General features: G+C 67.9%; 22 protein-coding genes. 12 read left to right on the plus strand and 10 right to left on the minus strand.

The features are described from left to right. Positions 1-3: 3 nt before the first annotated feature. Positions 4-1,239 (minus strand): sulfatase-like hydrolase/transferase, encoded by a 1,236-nt coding sequence (locus HG543_RS23570; RefSeq protein WP_169347092.1) that lies wholly within the window; start codon positions 1,237-1,239, stop codon positions 4-6. A gap of 169 nt (positions 1,240-1,408) precedes the next feature. Beyond that, on the minus strand, positions 1,409-1,957 hold the full coding sequence (locus HG543_RS23575) for a YceI family protein (RefSeq protein WP_169347093.1): 549 nt from the start codon (positions 1,955-1,957) through the stop codon (positions 1,409-1,411). Positions 1,958-2,101: 144 nt separating this feature from the next. Here HG543_RS23575 and HG543_RS23580 point away from each other — a divergent pair, with 144 nt between their 5' ends. Further along, complete coding sequence (locus HG543_RS23580; protein ID WP_169347094.1) at positions 2,102-3,016, plus strand: LysR family transcriptional regulator; 915 nt, start codon at positions 2,102-2,104, stop codon at positions 3,014-3,016. Between the two features lie 11 nt (positions 3,017-3,027). On the opposite strand, the gene HG543_RS23585 is transcribed toward HG543_RS23580, so the two are convergent. After that, entirely contained in the window at positions 3,028-5,145 is a 2,118-nt protein-coding gene (locus HG543_RS23585) for a hypothetical protein (protein ID WP_169347095.1), read from the minus strand. Positions 5,146-5,425: 280 nt separating this feature from the next. On the opposite strand from HG543_RS23585, the gene HG543_RS54595 reads away from it, so the two are divergent. Continuing rightward, positions 5,426-6,877 carry an SGNH/GDSL hydrolase family protein gene (locus HG543_RS54595; protein WP_211194118.1) on the plus strand — a complete coding sequence of 484 codons (1,452 nt, stop codon included), beginning with the start codon at positions 5,426-5,428 and terminating at the stop codon, positions 6,875-6,877. A 62-nt stretch (positions 6,878-6,939) separates the two neighbouring features. Here HG543_RS54595 and HG543_RS23595 read toward each other — a convergent pair whose 3' ends face one another. Beyond that, on the minus strand, positions 6,940-7,713 hold the full coding sequence (locus tag HG543_RS23595; protein ID WP_169347096.1) for an SDR family NAD(P)-dependent oxidoreductase: 774 nt from the start codon (positions 7,711-7,713) through the stop codon (positions 6,940-6,942). A gap of 94 nt (positions 7,714-7,807) precedes the next feature. Here HG543_RS23595 and HG543_RS23600 point away from each other — a divergent pair, with 94 nt between their 5' ends. The 5 genes from HG543_RS23600 to HG543_RS23620 all read left to right on the plus strand — a co-directional run bounded on the left by HG543_RS23600 (position 7,808) and on the right by HG543_RS23620 (position 11,301). After that, positions 7,808-8,260 (plus strand): winged helix-turn-helix transcriptional regulator, encoded by a 453-nt coding sequence (locus HG543_RS23600; protein ID WP_169347097.1) that lies wholly within the window; start codon positions 7,808-7,810, stop codon positions 8,258-8,260. 173 nt (positions 8,261-8,433) lie between these two features. After that, positions 8,434-9,084, plus strand: coding sequence for a class I SAM-dependent methyltransferase (locus HG543_RS23605; RefSeq protein WP_246357247.1), 651 nt, complete (start codon positions 8,434-8,436; stop codon positions 9,082-9,084). A gap of 251 nt (positions 9,085-9,335) precedes the next feature. Beyond that, on the plus strand, positions 9,336-9,929 hold the full coding sequence (locus HG543_RS23610) for a hypothetical protein (protein ID WP_169347099.1): 594 nt from the start codon (positions 9,336-9,338) through the stop codon (positions 9,927-9,929). A gap of 189 nt (positions 9,930-10,118) precedes the next feature. Further along, positions 10,119-10,796, plus strand: a complete 678-nt coding sequence (locus tag HG543_RS23615) for a hypothetical protein (RefSeq protein ID WP_169347100.1) — start codon at positions 10,119-10,121, stop codon at positions 10,794-10,796. 127 nt (positions 10,797-10,923) lie between these two features. Further along, a complete protein-coding gene (locus HG543_RS23620; protein ID WP_169347101.1) occupies positions 10,924-11,301 on the plus strand; it encodes a VOC family protein in 378 nt (125 codons plus the stop codon). Between the two features lie 42 nt (positions 11,302-11,343). Here HG543_RS23620 and HG543_RS23625 read toward each other — a convergent pair whose 3' ends face one another. Then, a complete protein-coding gene (locus tag HG543_RS23625) occupies positions 11,344-12,312 on the minus strand; it encodes an FHA domain-containing protein (RefSeq protein ID WP_169347102.1) in 969 nt (322 codons plus the stop codon). Beyond that, positions 12,300-13,622 carry a S1C family serine protease gene (locus tag HG543_RS23630; protein WP_169347103.1) on the minus strand — a complete coding sequence of 441 codons (1,323 nt, stop codon included), beginning with the start codon at positions 13,620-13,622 and terminating at the stop codon, positions 12,300-12,302. The genes HG543_RS23625 and HG543_RS23630 overlap by 13 nt, the downstream gene beginning before the upstream one ends. Between HG543_RS23630 and HG543_RS23635 the strand changes: the two genes are divergently transcribed. From HG543_RS23635 to HG543_RS23650, 4 genes are all read left to right on the plus strand, one after another. Next, a complete protein-coding gene (locus tag HG543_RS23635; protein WP_169347104.1) occupies positions 13,621-13,782 on the plus strand; it encodes a hypothetical protein in 162 nt (53 codons plus the stop codon). The genes HG543_RS23630 and HG543_RS23635 overlap by 2 nt on opposite strands. A gap of 165 nt (positions 13,783-13,947) precedes the next feature. Next, positions 13,948-14,502, plus strand: coding sequence for a hypothetical protein (locus tag HG543_RS23640; RefSeq protein ID WP_169347105.1), 555 nt, complete (start codon positions 13,948-13,950; stop codon positions 14,500-14,502). A 193-nt stretch (positions 14,503-14,695) separates the two neighbouring features. Further along, positions 14,696-15,607 carry a DUF6310 domain-containing protein gene (locus HG543_RS23645; RefSeq protein ID WP_169347111.1) on the plus strand — a complete coding sequence of 304 codons (912 nt, stop codon included), beginning with the start codon at positions 14,696-14,698 and terminating at the stop codon, positions 15,605-15,607. Then, positions 15,604-16,359: a DUF5953 family protein gene (locus tag HG543_RS23650; RefSeq protein ID WP_169347106.1), complete on the plus strand. Its 756-nt coding sequence runs from the start codon at positions 15,604-15,606 to the stop codon at positions 16,357-16,359. The genes HG543_RS23645 and HG543_RS23650 overlap by 4 nt, the downstream gene beginning before the upstream one ends. 139 nt (positions 16,360-16,498) lie before the next feature. Here HG543_RS23650 and HG543_RS23655 read toward each other — a convergent pair whose 3' ends face one another. Further along, entirely contained in the window at positions 16,499-16,732 is a 234-nt protein-coding gene (locus tag HG543_RS23655; RefSeq protein WP_246357248.1) for a hypothetical protein, read from the minus strand. A gap of 114 nt (positions 16,733-16,846) precedes the next feature. On the opposite strand from HG543_RS23655, the gene HG543_RS23660 reads away from it, so the two are divergent. After that, positions 16,847-17,203 carry a hypothetical protein gene (locus HG543_RS23660; RefSeq protein WP_169347107.1) on the plus strand — a complete coding sequence of 119 codons (357 nt, stop codon included), beginning with the start codon at positions 16,847-16,849 and terminating at the stop codon, positions 17,201-17,203. A 109-nt stretch (positions 17,204-17,312) separates the two neighbouring features. Here HG543_RS23660 and HG543_RS23665 read toward each other — a convergent pair whose 3' ends face one another. From HG543_RS23665 to HG543_RS23670, 3 genes are all read right to left on the minus strand, one after another. Next, positions 17,313-19,151, minus strand: a complete 1,839-nt coding sequence (locus HG543_RS23665) for a vWA domain-containing protein (RefSeq protein WP_169347108.1) — start codon at positions 19,149-19,151, stop codon at positions 17,313-17,315. Between the two features lie 160 nt (positions 19,152-19,311). Then, positions 19,312-19,446, minus strand: a complete 135-nt coding sequence (locus HG543_RS56405) for a hypothetical protein (RefSeq protein ID WP_281404447.1) — start codon at positions 19,444-19,446, stop codon at positions 19,312-19,314. A 188-nt stretch (positions 19,447-19,634) separates the two neighbouring features. Next, on the minus strand, positions 19,635-20,293 hold a 659-nt coding region (locus HG543_RS23670; protein WP_169347109.1), incomplete at its 5' end, for a hypothetical protein.

A 20,293-nucleotide genomic window follows, 5' to 3' on the forward strand; every position in this document is an offset into this window, starting at 1 on the left:
CGCCTACCAGCAGCCCAGCTCCCGCGGCGTCTTCACCTTCTCCTGCGGCCGGGTCTCCTGAGTCACGAGCGAGTTCAGGCACTGGAGGACGCGCTCGTTGGTCTCCACGAGGTTCTTCAGGGAGCCGGCCTCGTGCCAGTCCATGATGCGGTCGATGCCATGGAAGAGCAGCTTCGCGTTGTGCTTGTTCGCCACCTGCATCAGCGCGATGTCGTACCGGGGATGGCGCCCGCTCTCCAGCCGCATCCGCGAGCTGAGCGTCAGGAACTCACGCACGCCCTGGTTGAAGCGCTTCAGGTAGCGCGGCGTCTCGGGAGGCTGCACTCCGGGCGCCAGCTCCTCCAGGACGCGGCCGGTGCCGCCGTCGGGGTTCGGGTGCCGCACGCCCATCCACTTCGCGATGGTGGGCACGATGTCGATGTTCTCCGCGTACGGAATCGTCTTCCCCTTCTCCACGCCAGGGCCGACGAAGATGAGCGGAATCCGCTCCGAGTCCTCGAACATCACCGGGTGCCAGCCCACGCGTGACGCGCCATCCGCGTGGAGGATGAAGAGCGTGTCGTCCCAGAGCTTCTTCTCCTTCAGGAACGCCACGAACTCGCCCAGCAGGGCATCCGCCTCCCGCACCTCCTTGATGAACGGAGAGCCCTCCGCGTAGATGTCGTTCTTCCACGGCGTGCCCGGGGCCGCGATGGACACGGGGTAGCCGCCCTGGTTGTTGGCGTCCTGGAGGACGATGCGCGAGAACACCGGTGGGTTCTTCGCTCCGTACACCTCCTTCACCTGGGCGAGGACCTGCTCGTCCCGCAGCTTCGTGTCCAGCTTCACCACGCGGAAGCCGGGGTTGAGCGACGCGTACGCCTCCGAGTTGGCGATGTGCGCCGTCACGCCCGTGAAGCTGGACTGAATCATCTTCTGCTTCGGGCGCAGGAAGAGCGTGCCGGCGAACGTCACCGGATTCGGCAGCGACGTCAGGTGCGCCTGCCCGTAGTCCCCCGTCGTCTGGTGCCACGGAATCGGCACATAGGCCTCCTCCACACGGGTGCCGGCCGCGGCGAGCGCGAGCACGTTCGGCAGCTTCAGCTTCTCGGGCGCCTCGTAATGGAGGTTGTCGATTTGAAAGAGGATGACGCGCTTCGGCCGGTCCGCCGCCTGAGCCGTCACCGGCAGGAGCAGGCTGGAACCGGCGAGCGCGGACAGCAGGAAGCAGAACCGAAGCCAGGGACGACGCGGAGCCACGAATCCTCCTCTCGGTGTGAAAGGAGTGATGGGTCACTCGCGCCGGCTTGAACAGGCATCAGCGAGGCACGACTCTCGTGCGCCTGGAGCATGAATCCCGGCGGGGGCCCCCGGTTTCCACTACCGGGGGCCACTCCCGTCGGAGTCCATCCACCCTGCGCTACCGAGCTCAGGCGGCCTTCTCGGCCTGCGCCTTCACGGCCTGGACCTCGAGGGAGATCTCAATCTTCTCGCCCACGAGGACGCCGCCGGTCTCCAGCGCCTGATTCCACTTCAGCCCGAAGTCGCGGCGGTCGATGGACGTCTTCGCCTCGAAGGCCGCCTTGACGTTGCCCCACGGGTCCTTGCCCACGCCGAGCTGCTCGGCCTCCAGCACCACCTCGCGAGTGACGTCGCGGATGGTCAGCAGGCCGGTGACACGCAGGCCGTTGCCGGACGCCTTCTCCACCTTCGTGCTCTGGAACTGGATGGCGGGGAACTTCTCCACCTCGAAGAAGTCCGGCGAGCGCAGGTGGTTGTCGCGCTGGTCCACGCCGGTGTTGATGCTCGCCGTGTCGATGCTCACGGCCACGGACGACTTCGTGACGTCCTGCTCGTCCAGGGACACGGTGCCGCTGAACTTCTGGAAGCTGCCCCGCACCTTCGCGATGACCATGTGGCGGACGCTGAAGTGGATACCGGAGTGGGTGGTGTCGATGTTCCAGGTGGTGGTGGTCATGTGCGTTCTCCTTTTGTGGGTCGCGGCTGTGTGTGCCGCCGTTCGATGAGTGAAAGGTAGCGGTGACCGGGCGCCCGGATTAGATGGGGCCGGCTGGAAGAACTGTTCCATCCATGGAACAAAGCCGGCGCAGGAGAACCCGCCATGGACCTCAACGAGCTCCTCGTCTTCGCCAAGGTGGTGCAGGCCGGCAGCTTCACGGCCGCCGCGAAGGCGCTGCGCATGCCCAAGTCCACCGTCAGCCGGAAGGTGTCCGAGCTGGAGGAGCGCATCGGCGCGCAGCTGTTGCAGCGCACCACGCGGCAGCTGCGCCTGACGGACGTGGGGCAGGCCTACTACGCGCACTGCGCCCGCATCGTGGAGGAGGCGGAGGAGGCCGAGCTCGCCGTCACGCGCATGCAGGCCGCGCCCCACGGGCTGCTCCGCGTGACGACGCCCCTGAGCTTCGGCTTCATCGGGCCGCTCGTCGCGGAGTTCCTGAAGCGCTACCCCGACGTCCAGGTCGAGATGCTCTGCACGGACCGCTCGGTGGCCCTGATGGAGGAGGGCTTCGACGTGGCCATCCGCGCGGGACGGCTGGCGGACTCGTCCCTCATGGCCCGCCGGCTCGGCAACATCGAGCGCATCGTCGTGGCGGCCCCCAGCTACCTCGACGCCCACGGCACCCCGAAGACGCCGAAAGATTTGGAGAAGCACGACTGCCTCGTCTTCGGGCCCACCCTCAACGGGGCCGTGTGGACGCTGCACTCGGGCGCGAAGACGGTGGAGGTGGCGGTGCGCGCGCGCATGGCCGTCAACGAGCCGGACATGCTGCGCGCGCTGTCGCTGGCGGGCTCCGGCGTCGCCCTCTCGCCGGACATCCACTACGCCGAGGACATCGACGCCGGGCGCCTGCGGCGCATCCTCCCGGAGTGGAGCTCCCAGGGCGCGCCGGTGCACGCCGTCTACCCGGGCACGCGGCACCACGTGCCCAAGGTGATGGCCTTCGTGGACTACCTGCGCGAGCGCTGGCCGACCCATACGCCCGGGCCGGCCTCCCGCTCACGCACGGACGGCTGACCGCCCGTCCCCTACCCGCTCGTGCAGGAGATTTCGCCGGTGGGGCGCTCGGTGCAGGTGGCGTTGCGGACCGGGGTCCAGTCCACGCCCGTGAAGACGCTCTCCGCCCACTGGGTGAGCTCCTCCACGAGGGCCGCGTCGACGCCGAAGTACCGGAAGCGCGGAATCATGTACCAGATGTTGTTGATGGCCGGGAACTGGTCCACGAACGTGTAGGGCTGGCTCGGGTCGATGGCGTAGTCGGTCCGCCACGTCTCCGGTGAGTACTCCTTCGTCTTCTTGAGCCACGTGCGCAGGAGGACCTCGAAGATGGCCTTGCGCTGCTCGGGGGGGATGCCCCAGGTCTTCCGGGCCGCGGAGAAGCCGAAGTGCACGAGCGACGCGATTCTCGCCGGGCCGCGGATGTGCCAGCTCCCGTTGTTCTTCAACGGCTGGGAGTTGTCCGCGGTCTGCATGCCCTTGATGAGGAAGAGCACCTGGTTCGACATCGTCGAGGGATTTCCCGCCACGTCATGGCTCAGGTGCAGGATGAAGCCATGGGTGTAGGGCCAGTCGATGGGCCGCTGCGAGTTCCTCCGGTCTCCATCGCTGTGGTTGCCATTGTTGAGCACGAGCGCGACGTGGTACCAGGCCGTCGAGAAGTACAGGTGCATCAACGTCGAGTTGTTGTTGATGCCCGTGTTGGCGGCGGGCAGCTTCATGGTGTTCGGTGAGACGTCGAAGCTGTAGTTGAAGAGCCAGGCCCTGGAGTCACGCGACGTGGGGATGAGCTTCTGGTAGTGGCCGTCGAGCCGGAAGTCGTTCATGAGCTCGAACTCCTTGACCATCTTCCAGAGCCCCGTGGAGTAGATCTTCCGCGAGTAGACGGGGTCGGAAATCCCCACCGTGTTGGGGTAACGGGGGAGGAGGAAGTTGTACAGCGACAGGTTCCACTCCTCCTGGAAGTAGAGGAACTCGCTGCGATAGGTGGAATAGCCCGAGGCGACGACGCGTGCCGCGCGTGCGCGCCCCGTCCGGGTGCCGGTCGGGTCATTGGCGAGCGCCCACGTGCCCTGGCCGTCGTAGCTGCCGCTGACGCGGGAGTTCACGAAGTCATCTCCCCATGCGTCCTTGGGGTGGATGCTGGGAAGCCAGTGGTTCCAGTCCGGAAGCTGCAGCGTGGTGGGAATCTCGCGGGCGCTCAGGTTCGCCTTGGTGGACACCGCCTCCTCGGTGATGCCCTGGGGGAAGATGTACTGGAGCATGTGCTGGTCATCGGGGAGGACCCAGTCGATGCCGGCGCCCGCGGCCCACTGCTCGACCGGGCGCGAGTCCAGGCCCGGTCCCGGCTGGTACGGTGGATTCCACGGACGTCCCCAGGGCTGCACGTTGGGCAGGGTGCGGATGTACGCGGCGATCTTCAGGCCCTGCTTTTCGTTCAGGCCATGGAACCTCGCTCGCTCGACGATGGCGTGGTTCGAGTAGGCGAAGTACTTCAGGTCCATCCCGCTCTGGGTATGGCAGTCCATGCAGTGGGCGCGCATCGGCGTGCCATTCTTCGAGGACGGCACCAGGGTCGCGGTCCTCCAGAGGGCTTCGCCCTCGGCGATGGAGGCGGGGTCCTGGTAGATGGGGGGCGCCGTCCACGAGTGGGGGTCCGCGTGGGAGAAGACGCTCTCCTGGATGACCTGCTTGCCATCCGCGCGCAGCAGGTTGAACCGCAGGACGCGGTAGCCGATGGAGCGCTCGTCCGTGTAGTTGAAGCGGAAGTGGAGCGTGTTGGTGCCTTCCTTCAGGGCGCCCGCCGGAATCGGGAGCCGCATCGAGAGCGTGGCGAAGGCTCCGCCAATGCCGCCGTAGTTCCTACCCCGGCCCTCGACCGTCACGGTGGTGTTGTCGAGGGGAATCCACGTCGCGTCGTCGTTGAAGCGGACGGAGCCCTTGCCCTCGTAGCTGAGGTTGTGCGCCTGGAGCCACAGGTGGACGGACTGGGCCGCGGCCTCCGAGGACAGCGTGAATGACACGCTCCGGGTGTACCCCTCGGGGCCGATGACCTCGATGGGCAGCTCGAGGGTCTGGGCGTGAGCGCGCCCGGGTGACGACAGGAGCAGGAATGTGAGAACGGAGAAGAGGAGTCCGACGCGTTGCATTTCGCACCTCCCCATCCGCGTATCGCGGACGGAAATGACAGGTCGTCGGCCCCTGGGCCGTGCCCTGTACCTGGAGTCTTCACGAAGAGACAGGCGTTTGTGAGGGTTCCACCACCGCCCCCGGAGGGGTGACACGGACGTGTCATCACGTGTCAACGCGGGAAGCCGCGTTCCTTCGCGCAAGCGGGCTGAACTCCACGGATGCGTGCTCGGCGCGCCCACGGGTGGGCTGGCACATGGGTTGCTCATGCGGGAGGGCCCATCCACCCCTGGAGACTGTATGCGCTCGTGGAACCCCCGTCCTGGCGCGACAATCGCGCTGCTTCTCGCCTTGCTATGTGCCGCCCTGCTGCCCTCGCGGGCCGCGGCCCAGCAGACCACCGTGCTGCAGCTCGGCACGCCGAACCTCTCGGTCCAGCCCGGGCAGAACGTCACGGTGGCGATGCGGTTCGACGCCGTGCCCATGCCCGAGGACTACAGCGTCTTCATCCACTTCGTGGACGCCAACGGTGTGAATCACGCGCCCTCCAGCGCGGACCACGCGCCGCCGACACCCACGTCCTGGTGGAGCGGCGCCATCGCCTACAACCGCACGGTGACGCTGCCCTCCTCCATGCCGAGGGGCACGTATTCCATCCGCGTGGGCCTCTTCCAGAACCACTCGCCGTGGGGCCGCGCCACCCTGGCGCGCGGCACGGGCGTCACCGTGGATGACCAGCTCCGCTACACGGTGGGCACGCTCAACGTGGGCACGCAGGCCCCCAGCACCACCACGGCGCTCCAGTTGGCCAACCCGAGCCTGTCCGCGCAGCCGGGGCAGACGGTGACGCTGGGCATGCGCTTCAACGCGGTGCCCATGGCGCAGGACTACTACGTCTTCGTGCACTTCGTGGACGCCAACGGCGTGCAGCACTCCACGCTCAACGCCGACCACCTGCCGCCCGTGGGCACCTCCCAGTGGAGCGGCGCGGTGGCGTACAACATCAGCCGCACCCTGCCCTCCAACCTCGCGACGGGCACGTACTCCATCCGCATCGGCCTGTACTCCATGGCCGCTCCGGACAACCGCATCCCGCTGGCCACCGGCAGCGGCGTCACCGCGGACGGACAGGGGCGCTATATCGTCGGCACGATGAACGTCACGGGTGGTGGGAGCCAGGTGCGGATTGTCGACTACTACGGCGACTCCACGGTGTGGGGCTACAAGACGCACGTCGGCGGTCAGGTGGCGAAGCCCGCTCCGGTGGCATTCGCCGAGGCGCTTTCCGGGGTGCAGGTGCGCAACGAGGGCGTGAGCGGCTCCACGGCGTGCGGGCTGCTCAATGGGACGGACGGCGTCCACCCCGCGTGGAGCACGCAGATGGCGAACAGCAACGCGACGGTCGTCATCATCAACCACGCCATCAACGACCAGTGGCTCTACAGCCTCACCCAGTACAAGTCGTGCCTCACGGCGCTGGCGCAGGGCGCGAAGAGCCGCGGGAAGAAGGTCATCTTCGAGACGCCCAACCCCACGCGCGACAGCGGCTACGGACTGGAGGGCATGGCGGCGGCGATGCGGGAGGTCGCGGCGCAGCAGCAGGTACCGGTCATCGACCAATACGAGTACCTGCTCGGGTACCTGAACGGCCGCAGCCCGTATGAAATCTGCCCGGACGGCCTGCACCCCACGGACGAGGTCTACATCCTGAAGGGCCGCTACGCGGCGGACGTGTTCAGGACGCTCCCGTGAAGTCGAGGTGAAGCATCCGGCCCCGGCCCTGCCTCACGCGGGGCCGGGGCCCACGCGGTCGCTCAGGATGCGTAGATGGGCGCACCGAAGGGAGCGCCCGTGGCGCCACCATCCACGACCAGCTCCGCGGCCTGGATGTTGGAGGCGTCATCCGACGCGAGGAACAGCACCGTCTTCGCGATCTCATCGGCCTCACCCAGCCGGCCGAGCGGAATGCCGCGCGCGAGGCGCTGCTCCAGCGCGGCGAGGGCCTCGGGCGTGGGCGCGGCGGCGGACCAGATGGGCGTCTGCGCAGCGCCGGGCGTCACGACATTGACGCGGATGCGCCGGGGAGACAGCTCGGCCGCCATCACCCGGGCCATGGCCCGCACGCCCGCCTTGCTCGCCGCGTAGGCCGAGTACCCCCGCGCCCCCAGCACGGCGAGCACCGAGCCGTTGAGCACCACCGACGCCCCGTCATTCAGGTGCGGCACGGCCGCCTGCACCGTGAAGAACACGGACGTGAGGTTGGTGTTCAGGATGTCCTGGAAGCTCGCGAGCGACGTCTTGCCCACCGGGGTGAAGCCGGAGATGCCCGCGTTCGCGAAGAGGACGTCCAACCGGCCGAAGCGCGCGACGGTCGCCTCCACGGCCCGGCCCACCGCCTCGGGGTCATTGACGTCGGCCTTGAGCACCAGCACGTCGGGCCCCAGCTCCCTCGCCGCCGCGTCGAGCGTCTCCTGGTTGCGCCCGGTGATGGCGACGCGCGCCCCCTCCGCGACGAACAGTCGCGCCGTGGCCAGCCCGATGCCGCTGTTGCCCCCGGTGATGAGCGCCACCTTGTTCTCGAGCCGCATGTCAGTCCCTCCCACTCCAAGTGGTTGCATCATGCAACCGACACTTGAGACCTAATCGGCCCGGTTTTATGATGCAACCAGAAGGGAGGAGCGAATGCGGCGAACCAGCCTGGAGGGAGCGGACTGCCCCATCGCCCGCTCACTGGACGTCATCGGTGACTGGTGGTCGCTGCTCATCATCCGGGACGCGATGCTGGGCGTGCGCCGCTTCGGTGAGTTCCAGAAGAGCCTGGGCGTGGCGAAGAACATCCTGACGACGAGGCTGCGCACGCTGGTGGAGCACGGCATCCTGGACACCGCGCCGGCATCGGACGGCAGCGCGTACCAGGAATACGTCCTGACTCCGAAGGGGCGGGACCTCTTTCCGGTGCTCGTGGCCCTGCGGCAATGGGGCGAGGAGCACTGCTTCGAGGGTGGCCGGGGCTCCACGGTGCTGGTGGACGTGGAGCGCGGCAGGCCCGTCAGGAAGCTGGAATTGCGCTCCGAGGATGGACGGCTGCTGAGCCCCGCGGACACCCAGGTGAAGAAGCGCGGCCGATCGGGTTGACCCCTCCGGGGCCGGGTGTTAGCAAGCGCTTGTCTGACCGCGGCAGTGACGCTGCCGCGGGCTCCTCTGGTGAGGGGCGCACAAAGCTACGTCACTTGACGCGCGGGCAGCGATGCCCAGGTCGCGGAAGGTGGCGAGCGTTCGTCACCTCCGCGGAAGACAGGGAGATGACGATGAAGAATCCATCGGACGAAGTGGCGCGGGCGTACGACGTCTGGGCGGACAGCTACGACACCCAGGCCAACGCGACGCGAGACCTGGACGCGACCGTTCTGCGGAGCCAGGACCCCACCCTCTTCCAGGGCGACGTGCTCGAAATCGGCGCGGGCACGGGGAAGAACACGGAGTGGCTGGCGCCCCGAGCCCGCACGCTGCTGGCGCTGGACGGCTCGGAGGGAATGCTGAAGCGCGCGCGCCAGCGCCCCGGCGTGGAGCGCGTGCGGTTCCTCCAGCATGACCTGCGCCAGCGGTGGCCCTCGGCGGACGGGGTCCACGACACGGTGGTGTGCAACCTGGTGCTGGAGCACATCGAGGACCTGTCCTTCGTCTTCGCCGAGGCCCGGCGCGTGCTGCGGCCCGGCGGGCACTTCTACGTCTGCGAGCTGCACCCCTTCCGCCAGCTCCAGGGCAGTCAGGCGCGCTTCGTCCATCCGGAGACGCAGACGACGGAGTACGTCCGCTGCCACCTCCACGACGTCTCCGAGTTCCTCAACGCGGCGGCGCGCGCGGGCTTCGTCCTCGCGCAGGCGGGCGACTGGAGGGACCCGGGCACGGAGCGGACCGCGGTGCCCCGGCTGCTGTCGCTGCTTTGGCGGGCGGAGTGAGCGTGTATTACCGCATCGCAGCGATGTGATGCTGGTGCAGCGCATATGCACCCGCTTTCACAATCCTTTTCTGGCCGCCCTCGCCCGGTCCATGCATGGGGCGTTTTGCGGCGGCCGCCTGGGCGAGAAGACTGCGAGGCGTGTAAGTACGTCATCCCCGTCGTGGCCGGGATTGGAGTCGTCGTCTTGATATGTCTCCAACCCGAGTTGGTCATCATTCCCCTAGCCGCAGCGGCCATGTAGGTATCTCCATGTCTGATCGCCATCAATCGCTCACCGAACTCGAGGACCTGATACGAAGCGCGCGAGAGACCTCTCTCGAGATTTCTCGCGATCAGCTGCGCCAATGGATGAGCAGTCCGGACCTGGAAGTGCAGGGCGCGACCTACTTACTCCTTCGGGAATCCATGAAGTCGCTGAGAATCACCCCTCCACTCGACGCGGACGAGCACCTTCGCTTCCGCCGGGATTACCTGGAGCGATGCATCAGAGAGGGTGGCGAAGGACCGTGGTCGGATTCGAGGTACGAGGCCGCCTGGGAGATTGCCGGCTGGATGGCGTCTGTTTTTGATGACCCTGCTACAGCCAGGAAGGTCCTGGTCGGGCTGCGTGACTGGCTGGCGACCATCTACAGAGAGGGGTCCCCCGTCGTGCGCGATGCGCTGGTCAATGGGACGCTTGAACACCTTTTTGAGCGGCCGAAAATCCGGAGGTTCTTCAACGATTGGAGGAACGACCCCCTCCTGGCAGGCGCATTCGCTGACGCATCACTCTGGGCGCGTGAGGGCGGCGATTCCCCCCTGGTCGGACGCCGCAAGCCTCGTCCCGGCCGAAAGAACGAGTGAACCGAGGTCCGCCTCCATGTGTCCACGCGAACCGACAGGGAGGCGCCAACCTCAAGCGCCGGGTGACGGGATGCGCCTGAGCCCTCACGGAGACGCGCCGCACTCATGATGAAACCGTGAGGAGTCCGTGAGGAATGGTTCCCCGTGCTGCCTTTAGGGTCTCTCCATCGACCCCGAAGGGAGCGCGCCATGAGAGAGCGGAGCTGGTTCTTCCACGTCGTCATGATGATGGTGCTGTGCCTCGGACCGGGCAGGGCCGCCGCAGAACTGCCCCTGCTGTCATTGCCCTCCATGGGCACGGTGGGCTTGCAGACCGATGTGCTCGCCGGTTCGAGCTCGGCGGGCCTGGGCACCTACATCCCCTTCCCGTGCACCCGGGAAGCGGACGGTCTGGTGTTGGAGGCCCGCCAGGGCTTCCGCAACGCCGCGTTCAACGCCGAGGCGGCGTACCACCTGCGCTTCTCGCCCACGCACAGTGACGTCCTGTCCGACAGCCTCAATGTGGCGATGCAGTTGGGCCTCCACCTCCACACGGCCACCCGGCGCAGCGACGAGGCGGGGCTGGGGCCCGCGCTCGGCTTCTCCCTGTCCCGGGTGCTGACCGACGTCCCGTGGAAGGGCTACGTGGAGGGCTTCGCGGGCGTGCAGGGCTCCACCGTCATGTCCCCGTCCAGCGCCCGGCTCGACGTGCCCGTGCGCGCCAGCCTCGGCCTCCAGGGGCGCGTGGGCCGCGTGCACCTCATGCTCGTGACGCGCGGTGGCTATGACGACTTCCGCCGCGACTTCGGCGGGCGCCCCACCGTGGACGCAACCCTGGCCGTCGGCCTGTGGCACTTCGAGAACCTGCTCGACCGCGTCCGGCGGTAGCACCGGGCCCCCGACGGACAAACCTGACACACGGCTGTCATGAGGGGTGCGCAGTCTGCACGGCATCGAGGTCGCGGCCCCGGGCAATCCCGTCCGGGAGCCGACCTCATGAACACGGAGCGAAGCCATGACCGCCCCCAACGCCAACGCCATCACCTGGTTCGAAATCCCCTGCGCGCAGCTCTCCCGCGCCGCCGCCTTCTACGAGCGGATGACCGGGCTGTCGCTCAAGCGCGAGAGCTACATGGACGTCCCGCACGCCATGTTCACGGTGCCGGGCGTGGGAGGCGCGCTGGTGGAGGACAAGGACAACGCGCCGAGCCCCAAGGGCCAGCGCGTCTTCCTCAACGCCGCTGGTGCGCTGGACGCCTGGCTGTCCCGCGTGGAGACCGCGGGTGGCAAGGTGGTGCTGCCCCGCACGGACATCGGCCCGCCGGGCTTCATCGCCATCATCCAGGACACCGAGGGCAACCACGTGGGCCTGCACCAGCCGCGCGTGGGCTAGCAAGCACTCCCGCGGTAGAGGGCCGGATGCGCGACGTCCAGCTCACTCCTCCTTCGCCAGCGCGTCCACTTCCTCCTGGAGGCCCGCCGTGTCCTCCAGGAAGTCGTCCACCGGCCGGGCGCCCGCGAGGCGGAACGCCGGAGGCAGCAGCGTGCGGGGGAAGTCCAGGGACTCGCTGAAGGACTCGTTGCCCAACAGCTCGTCCGCGCGGGACACGGCGCCGAACCCCAGGGTGACGGCGGCGAGCACGCGCATCAGCCGCCCCGGCTCCCACCGCGTCACGTAGCGCAGGTGCCAGTACAGGCCCCAGCCCAGCAGGCCCAGGAAGGCGGCGTGGTGCACCAGCGGCATGCCACCGCCCACGCCCAGGCTGAAGCCCACGAGCGTCAGCAGCATGGGCATCACCAGGCCGCACAGCAGCACCAGCGCGCCGATGGCCGCGTGCGCGCGGTAGTGGAACTGCTTGCGGGCGATGCGGCTCGCCACCGACCAGCCGCCGGCCCACAGCAGCACGAGCGCCAACGGCGCCACCAGCGCCACGGTCAGCTCGCCCCAGTCCGTGCGCCCGTAGTTGGTGAGGTACCCCTCCAGGAGGCTCCCGCCCAGCAGCGCCAGCAGCGCCAGGGAGAAGGTGCGCGGCCGTTCAAATACGCGCGTGCGCGGCGCGCTGGGCGCCGGGCCGACGACGGTGTCCTCCACCCGGTGGTTGCGCGAGCGGAAGCGCAGCACGGTGTCCCCCACGGCCACGCGGGTGTCGGGGGCCAGCTCCAGCTCCGCGAGCGGCGCCCAGGGCTCCACGCGGAACGTGCCGTTGTGGCTGCCCACGTCGCGCAGCACCAGCGCGCCGTCCTCGCGCCGCTCGATGCGCAGGTGCTCGGCGGACACCTTCGGGTCGTCGAGGATGACGTCGTTGGAGTAGCCGCGTCCCACGCTGGCCGGGAAGCGCTCCAGCCGGTGGCGGGCCTGGACGGAGTCGCCCTCCAGCACCTCCAGGAAGATTACTTCGTCCACGACAGGGCCTCCAGGTAGCGCCGGGCGATGCGGCGGCCGTTGTCGGCGGTGAAGCCCGCGAGGGTGAGCGAGGTGTCCACGCCGCTGGTGCCCGCGTTCAGCGTGGCGGCGCGCAGCACCACGTCGTAGAGGCCGGGAAACTTCCGGTACGCGCGCAGGCACAGCGCGGCGCGCACGGGCAGGCCGCCCACGTCCACGAACTCCGACTTGCAGCGGTAGTTGGTGACGTCCTGGCGCGTGGCCTCCACCGCGTCCGGGTCCTGGGCGAAGAGCGCGCTGTAGAGCGCGGAGAAGCGCAGCGCGCCCAGCTTCTGGCTGGTGGCATGCTGGTGCAGGAAGGCCACCACGCCCGTGCGGTGGTTCGAGGACACGTAGATGTCCTCCTCGGACGAGCACTGGTAGTTCGTCACCGTGTAGGGCACCTCGGGGTCGTGCGGCGTGTCGCCCCAGCACTTGAGGAAGGGGCTCCAGCGTCCGGGGACGTGGTAGCTGCCCAGCGAGTGCTTCGGCGGCGGCGCCTCCAGGAGCCGCTCGGTGAGCCGCTGCTGGTTGTCCAACAGCTGCGTGCGCACGGTGGCCAGGAGCGCCTGGGCGTCCGTCTCCTTCGCCTGGAGCGCGCGGGCGAGCAGCTCGCGGGCGTAGCGCACCGGCACGAGGAAGCCGACCTGGTTGCCCATGGTGGCGACGTTGACGCCGACGACGCGGCCCTCGCCGGTGAGGGTGGGCCCGCCGCTCATGCCGGGGTTGATGGCGCCGCTGAAGTGCAGCCGCTCGTAGAGGGCGTCCTGGATGAGGCCGTTGTAGGTGCCCTCGACGATGGTGGTGCCGAGGTCCCTCGGGTTGCCCATGGCGAACAGGCGCGCGCCCTGCGGGGGCTCGCGGTCCTCCAGGGCGAAGAAGTCCGTGACGGGCGTGCCCATCTGGATGACGGCCAGGTCGTGCACCACGTCCACGTCGATGAGGCGCACGGGCACGGGCTCGCTGGTGCCGCGCAGCACCAGCTCCGCGGAGTAGTCCTCCGGGTGGATGACCACGTCGGAGACCACGTGGTAGTTCGTCACCGCGTGCCCGGCGGCCGAGACGAAGAAGGCCGAGCCGATGGACGAGCGCGTCCCGGAGCGGCGCTCGATGATGCGCACCTGGGCGACGCGGCCCTCGATGCGTTTGAAGAGCTCATGGGTAGCCGGCGGCAGCGCGGACAGGGGCACCGGAGGCGCGGCCTCGGGGACACCGGCGTCCGGCGGCGGACCCGGCTCCACCGGGGCCACTGGCGCCTGCGCGAGCACGGCGGCGAGGAGGATGGCGAACATGGCTGCCTCCCACCCTACCCCACCGGGCCCGGCCTCGGGGACGCCGAGCGGCGCGCCCGTGGCCCAGAGGGGACTGGCGGGCCGCCTGCTCCAGGAGCGGGCACTGCCGGCGGGTGACTCGCGACCGGCCCTGAGTCACTCCGGCCCGCTCCGGGAGTGACGTGTTCGTTCGCGATCAGCGGGGGTCTGTCGAGATGGGAGCCGAGCGGGCTGGCGGGCCTGGATGCCTGCTCTCGCATCGACGCGGGCGGGTGGAGACAATCCACCGGTTCCTGAACGCGGCGCGAGCGCGCGTCGCACTGACTCGTGGGGAGACACAGACATCATGGAGATCAAGGGCACGGCGTTCCTGGCGAGGCACGATGCCGTGGTCGCGGACTTCGGCGAGGCCGCGTGGCGCACGTTCCTGACGGAGTTCGCGAAGAAGGACCCCGTCTTCACGAAGCCGGTGCTGCCGATGACGTGGCTGCCGGTGGATTCGTACCTCCGCTTCTCGGAAGAGCTGCTGGCGCGCTTCTACAAGAACGACCCGAAGGCCTACTGGGCCTTCGGTGAGAGTGCCTCGGAGCACGCGCTGACGAAGGGGCAGCTCAAGGCCATGTTCGCGCAGGCCGACTACCGCCGCTTCCTGCAGTTCTTCCCGGGCGTGTGGAAGAGCTACTTCACCGCGGGCACCGCGCAGGTGGAGGCCGGCGAGCGCTCCGCGGATCTGCGCATCACCGGCGTGCCCATTTCGCACACCTACTTCGAGTACATCACCATCGGCTTCATGAAGCGCGGGCTCGAGGTGCTGGGCGCGAAGAACGTGCGCACCGAGCGGCTCAAGGGCTTCTCCCAGGGCGATAACGAGGTCCACTACCGCTTCTACTTCGGGGCGTAGTGTTGCCGCGCACGTGACGCGGTCGAGAGAGACCATAGGCAGGCTACGCTGCGGCACCCGCCCTGGCTCCGTGCCCGGGTGTCGCCGTAAATCGCCTTGTGGCTCGCCCGCTCCATACGGACGCAGGTCTACCCGCCGCTGAACTTTACGGCGCTGACCCGCAGCTCGCTGAATCGACTGAATGGACGTAGAAATACGACTCCGCGCCTGCGCTGCACTTCTGTTGCTCCTCTCGGCGTGCGCTACGTCGGTCCCAAGCCCAACAGAGCGCGCGTCCCGGAACCCGAGGATCGCCAACCTCCAGAGAGCCGCAACGCTGCCGTGGAAGGATGGGGGGCGCTGCGCTGTCCGTGAGGCGTCCCAGCCTTGGCCCGTGCTGGCGGAGCGGTGCTTTCAAGCCCTCGACCATGACCGGGTCCGGTTCAGCGACCGGACGGGAAGGTGTTCCGTTGCCTCGGCGGGCGCGGCTGCCCTGGGAATCGGCCTCTGTGTTTTGGCTGCTCCCGAGATCGTTGTGGGCGCGGTGATCGTCGTGGGCGTGGTGGTGGTGGGAGTTGCCATCAAAGAAGCGATAGATGCGTATGAGTTGAGAGGGAGCAGTACGGAAGAGGAGGAGCCCGCGCCCCAAACGAAGCTCGCCCCACAGGAACCCTCAACGGATCGAAAGCCCAAGCCGGAGCCATCAGGGCAGGACTGGTTGCCCCCAGTGCCGACTGAGCCACTGGAGCACGAGCGCCGCCCTGAGTGCAGGCCCGTCCCGGTTCCTCACGCGGGCAAGGATGCCCCGCATAACGAGTGCGCCGACAAGTTCCCGCCCAACCGTTATCCTGGAATGGACGTGCTCGTTGACGGTGTACGCTTCGATGCGCTGCAAGTCAGCGTGCGTGTGCTGTGGGAGATCAAGACCCATCGGTTCGACACATACAACGCCTTTGTCCGAAAACAGGAATTGGAGAGAGAATTCAAGCAGTTGGACAAGGAGCGAAAAGCCGCGGCGGCATGTGGGTATCGCTTCGTCGTGGGAGTGAGTACAGAACAGCACAAAGAGGCATTGCTGGGGATAGATCAGACACTCAATGTTGTCGTCACGGGATGCACTAGATGAGTACGCCCAAAAGTCTTCGCATCATCGTCTACTCACCTGCGCTTGTGGACAAAGACCACCGCACAATCGATAGCGTCCGTGGAATGGAAAAAGCCCTCCCTGGTTTGCGCCTTGGTTGGCGGCTCTCCAATAGCGGGCGTCCAATTGCATTGCCGCAGCGTGACGCGTGGCTCATCGAAAGCATTGAAGACGGCGGATTCCCCATTGTGTGCAACGGGGACGACAGTTACCCCGTGACGGTCTGGGGAAGGGAAAGAGCCGGATTCCTCAGCCCGGTCGGTCAGGCCCAATTTGAAGTCCATGCGGAGCTACCATTGGACGCGACCGTCATCACTGCAGCGGCGGATGTACTTGAAGCCGTAGCAGAGGGCGCGCGCGCGTTCTGGGGGCGTGCGACGCCGGACGAAGCTGCGGTGGACATCGCGTATCAGACAGCACCCACGCCACAAGGGCCGCCGTCCCCACGCCGGGGACTGCCTGCCCTGAAGCTCTTCGAGCACATCCGCTCGCCCGAGATTCCCTATTATCTCGGGTGGCTGAACTACTGGTCCGCCGCTGCCGCGAAGGCTATCGGCTTCCCGGACCCAGCCCGCGACTCAGAACTGCTCACGCGAGCGCGGCGAACGGCGTCGGGCGGGTGGGTCGTGCAGCTCACGGACGCACCGCTGGACCTGGACAATCCCGACCACCTGGCCGCGCTCCTGCGGGCCTATGAGCGCTTCCCGGAGATCGGCGGTCGCGCAGCACCTTGACCCCTCCGTTCCCTGGCGCGGGGCCAGCTTCCAACTGCGCGGCGGCCTCCACGCTGAGCCCTTCGACGCGCCAGCCGCCCGGCGGTACCAGCGCCACCTGCCGCAATCGCTGCGCTTCTTGACGGAACTGCTCCAACTCCTATGCCCCCCGCTCCACCACCGACACCAGCAGCGTGGCCGCCTCTGGGCCCTCGCCATCCGCCAGCGCCGCGGACAGCGCGCGCGGCGCGTCCGCCTCCAGCGTCACCGCCCCGGCGCGCGAGCCCGCGTACTGCTCCCAGCGCACCATGTGGAAGCCCTCGGGCGGACGGAACTGATAGCCGTCCCGGCGCAGCTCCGTCCCGAGCGCGCCCGACAGCACCAGCAGCCCCACGGTCAGCGGGGGTCTGTCGAGATGGGAGCCGAGCGGACTGGCGGGCCTAGCTTCCAGACCTCGTCGGGAAGCACCGAGTGCTTCATCGTGGTGTCACCCCAGAGTCCGTGAACCATGGGTGTCTGGAACATCCATGACAGCGGCGGCATGTTGCAGCATGCGCTGAGGACATACCGCGTCGATCCGAAGCGGGTGTATGTGACCGGGGTGTCCATGGGTGGCGGTGGAACCTGGACCTTGTTGGCCGGCTCCTATGTAGACGGCGGCCAGTCGATCCGCTGGGCCAGCAAGATCGCGGCAGCCATCCCGATTGCATCGGGTGCGAGGTCGGCAACGTCCAACACCGGCATTTGCGCTGGCATCGTCGCCAATCACACGGCGGTCTGGGCCTTCCACAACAGCGGTGATCCCGTGGCAGCGCTGGCGAACGAACAGGGCTGGGTGGACAAGGTCAAATCACTCCCGGCATGAATGCCTTCCAGTGGCTGCTGTCCAACCAGAAGCCCTGACGCTTCGGCGCATCAACAGGGCCGGAAACCGCTGGCCTCGCAGCAGCTTCCGGCCCTGGTTTCAGTGTCCCCTACTGCACCAGCCGGCGGATGTCGCCGCAGGCGATGTAGGAGCTGCCATTGGCCATGGTGATGATCTCGTCCACCACGTAGAGCACGTTCTCCTCGCGGATGTCGCGCGGGAAGCGGATGTTGAGATCCGGGTCGTAGCCGTCCGACACCACGCGGGCGCGCAGCTTGCTGCCCTCCTTGATGCACTGGACGATGACGCCCGTGCCCACGCTGTTCGTCGTGGGGAGGTCCGCCGCCGAGGTGGCCGTCACCTTCGAGGCCGTGGGCTTGCCCGTCTTCGCCGGGGCCGCCGCCTGCTTCCGTGCCGAGCGCTCCTGTCCCGGCGCCGCCAGCCGCTTGATGTTGCCCACCACCCGGTAGAAGGTGCCGTCTCCGGACGTCTCCAGCTTCTCCACCACGTAGCGCACGCCCTCCTCGCGCGCGCTCCGGGGGAACTGCACGTTGAAGCTCGCGTCATACCCCGGCGAGACGGTGTGCACGCGCAGCTTGCCGCCCTCGCGCACGCACTCCAGCACGATGCCACTGCCCGCGTCGCTCACGGCCTCCAGGCTGTCCGCCGAGCCTCCCGCCGTCCCGCGCAGCGCCAGGTCCCCACGGGTGCGCGTGCCCGCCTGATACGACTGGTCTCGGAGCTCCTTGCGGATGACGGCGTCGTACGTGCGCGACTCCATTCGCTGCGCGTAATGCGACAGCTGCTCCACCTCCTCGGAAAGCTCGTACGACGCCTTGTCGAGGAGCTGGGACAGCTCGGAGATGACCTCACGCAGCCGCTTGGAGGCCGAGCTCAGGTCTCCCTTGTCGGCCAGCTCGATGGCCTGGTCCTTCACGCGCGCGATGCGCAGGCGGCTCGTCTGGGCCAGCACGTTCCGGTCTGCCGACACCGCCGCCGACTCCGCGGCGGGGGCCAGCTGCGCGAGGATGGGCACCTCGCCCGTGACCTCCCGCACGCTCCCGTCCACCACCACCTGTGCCTTGAAGACCAGCGTGGCCAGCGCCGTCGGTCCGGCCGATGACGGAGCAGCCACCGACAGCTCCGCCGCGAGCTGCCGTGGCTCCGTGGCGTACACGTCGCCCAGGCCCACGGAGACTTCCTGGCCGCGCGCTTCGGTGCGGTAGCGGTTGAGCACGCTCGCGACCTTGACGGAGGGGGCTGGCTTCAGCACCACCTCCAGGTTCTGCGCCACCAGCGAGCCCAGGCCCTCCATCTCGATGCCGAACACGCCCGCGGCGTCCTCGGGGGACTGGATGTAATAGAAGTGCCCCTCGCCGGCATTGGCCATGCCGATGAGCAGGTCCTCGTTGAAGTTGGCTCCGAAGCCCAGCGTCGTGGTCATGATGCCCGCGTTGGACTTCTCACGGGCCATGTTGATGAGCTGGTCGGAGTCCCGGATGCCGGCGTTGGCCTGCCCATCCGTGAGCAGCAGCACGCGGTTGATGCGCTCGCCGGACTGCTGGCTCTTCACGTGCTCCACACCCTTGAGCCACCCACCGCTCAGGTTGGTGCAGCCGCCCGCGTTGACCGTGTCGAGCACCTTGCCGATGGCCGCCTTGTCGGTGACCTTGACCGGGGCCAGCACCGTGGCGACCGCGTCGTCATAGGTCACGATGGACAGCGAGTCCTGGGGGCTCATGCGGTCCACCAGCTCGCGCGCGGCCTGCAGGGCGTTCTTCAGCGGCGCCCCCGCCATGGAGCCGGAGCGGTCGATGACGAGCCCCAGGTTGAGCGAGCGCCGCGCGGACGCAGCGCCTTCCCCGGCGGAGAACGTCACCAGCAGATCGACCTTCGAGGACGTCCCCAGGGGGAGCACGGGGTGACTGAGGGTATAGGTAGCCTTCAAGGCAGGGCCTTTCGCAAGGAACGAGAGGCAGCCTATGCCAGGCCTCTGTCAGGCGTCACGGCACCCCTCCGAGAAACCGCGAGCCGATGTCCCTGGCACCTGCCGAGCGCCGGCCTGCTGGACGCGCGGCAGGTGGCCTTCAGGTACGACGAACAACCGCTCAGGCCTGGTCCGGAGCTCCCGCCCAGGTCGGCGGCCGGGTCGAGGAGCACGGCCCGGCCTGCACGGCAGGCTGTGGGTCAACGAGGATGCGGACGATTTCCACTTTCAGGACCAGCTTCTTCTTCGTGTTCATTCGCGTGTCTCCCCGACGGTAGAGATTCGGCTCCTTCCCGCAACCCCGCGCTCCGCCAACGACAGACAGCCAGAGCGGGATATTGAAATGCCACTGCATTGACCATTGAGTTGCGGGAAGGGTCTGAGATTACCTCCGAACCCGGCCTGGGAGCCACTCCCTCTTCAGGATGGCTGACAATTCCAGCGTCAGTCCTTGGTCCAGCGGAACGTCACGCGGTCTCCACCGCTGAGCCGGTCCGCGAGGTTGTAGAGCTTGTACATCTCGGTGGGGACCGCGAAGATTCCCTTCGCCTTGCTGAAGACGAAGTACGTGCCGGGGGCGGTCACCACGCTCGTCCACTGAGAGTTGGTGTTGCAGTGGGCCGTCGAAGCGTTGGGCCAGTTGCACCAGGAGTTGCCGTCCTGGTTCCACACCTTCCAGTGGTCACCGCCGCCGACGAGGCCCACCTGCTTCCACCACGTCACGGCCGAGCCGGACTCCAGCCGGAACTCCACCACGTCCGACGACGTGGCGTTGTGCTCGATGACGACGTTGATGAGGTCGCCGTCCGGCAGGTAGATGGGCTGGATGTCGGTGAGCCACACCTTGTCGCACGTGATGCACGAGTTGAAGGTGTCATTCGGGCCGGTGCACTGGCTGTTCGTGTACTCCAGGAGGTAGTCGTTGTTGTTCGCGCAGAAGGCACACGAATGTGCGTATCTGGCGCTGATGCACGTGAGGGAGACGGTGGTCCGGACCCGGGTGAAGTCCTCCCAGGTGATGGTCGTCGCGGCCATGGCGGAGACGGTGCCGCCCTCGTCCTCCTGCTGGGGCGCGGGTTGCGCGGGCTGGGCCGTCTCGGGGG

This window comes from Pyxidicoccus fallax, assembly GCF_012933655.1.
GTDB lineage: Bacteria > Myxococcota > Myxococcia > Myxococcales > Myxococcaceae > Myxococcus > Myxococcus fallax.

What these genes read in the sequence shown, in the direction of transcription:
- HG543_RS23575 (WP_169347093.1), bottom strand. Translation starts at nt 1,957, where the DNA reads ATGACCACCACCACCTGGAACATCGACACCACCCACTCCGGTATCCAC.
- HG543_RS23580 (WP_169347094.1), top strand. Translation starts at nt 2,102, where the DNA reads ATGGACCTCAACGAGCTCCTCGTCTTCGCCAAGGTGGTGCAGGCCGGC.
- HG543_RS23585 (WP_169347095.1), bottom strand. Translation starts at nt 5,145, where the DNA reads ATGCAACGCGTCGGACTCCTCTTCTCCGTTCTCACATTCCTGCTCCTG.
- HG543_RS54595 (WP_211194118.1), top strand. Translation starts at nt 5,426, where the DNA reads ATGCGCTCGTGGAACCCCCGTCCTGGCGCGACAATCGCGCTGCTTCTC.
- HG543_RS23595 (WP_169347096.1), bottom strand. Translation starts at nt 7,713, where the DNA reads ATGCGGCTCGAGAACAAGGTGGCGCTCATCACCGGGGGCAACAGCGGC.
- HG543_RS23600 (WP_169347097.1), top strand. Translation starts at nt 7,808, where the DNA reads ATGCGGCGAACCAGCCTGGAGGGAGCGGACTGCCCCATCGCCCGCTCA.
- HG543_RS23605 (WP_246357247.1), top strand. Translation starts at nt 8,434, where the DNA reads ATGAAGAATCCATCGGACGAAGTGGCGCGGGCGTACGACGTCTGGGCG.
- HG543_RS23610 (WP_169347099.1), top strand. Translation starts at nt 9,336, where the DNA reads ATGTCTGATCGCCATCAATCGCTCACCGAACTCGAGGACCTGATACGA.
- HG543_RS23615 (WP_169347100.1), top strand. Translation starts at nt 10,119, where the DNA reads ATGAGAGAGCGGAGCTGGTTCTTCCACGTCGTCATGATGATGGTGCTG.
- HG543_RS23620 (WP_169347101.1), top strand. Translation starts at nt 10,924, where the DNA reads ATGACCGCCCCCAACGCCAACGCCATCACCTGGTTCGAAATCCCCTGC.
- HG543_RS23635 (WP_169347104.1), top strand. Translation starts at nt 13,621, where the DNA reads ATGGCTGCCTCCCACCCTACCCCACCGGGCCCGGCCTCGGGGACGCCG.
- HG543_RS23630 (WP_169347103.1), bottom strand. Translation starts at nt 13,622, where the DNA reads ATGTTCGCCATCCTCCTCGCCGCCGTGCTCGCGCAGGCGCCAGTGGCC.
- HG543_RS23640 (WP_169347105.1), top strand. Translation starts at nt 13,948, where the DNA reads ATGGAGATCAAGGGCACGGCGTTCCTGGCGAGGCACGATGCCGTGGTC.
- HG543_RS23650 (WP_169347106.1), top strand. Translation starts at nt 15,604, where the DNA reads ATGAGTACGCCCAAAAGTCTTCGCATCATCGTCTACTCACCTGCGCTT.
- HG543_RS23660 (WP_169347107.1), top strand. Translation starts at nt 16,847, where the DNA reads ATGGGTGTCTGGAACATCCATGACAGCGGCGGCATGTTGCAGCATGCG.
- HG543_RS56405 (WP_281404447.1), bottom strand. Translation starts at nt 19,446, where the DNA reads ATGAACACGAAGAAGAAGCTGGTCCTGAAAGTGGAAATCGTCCGCATC.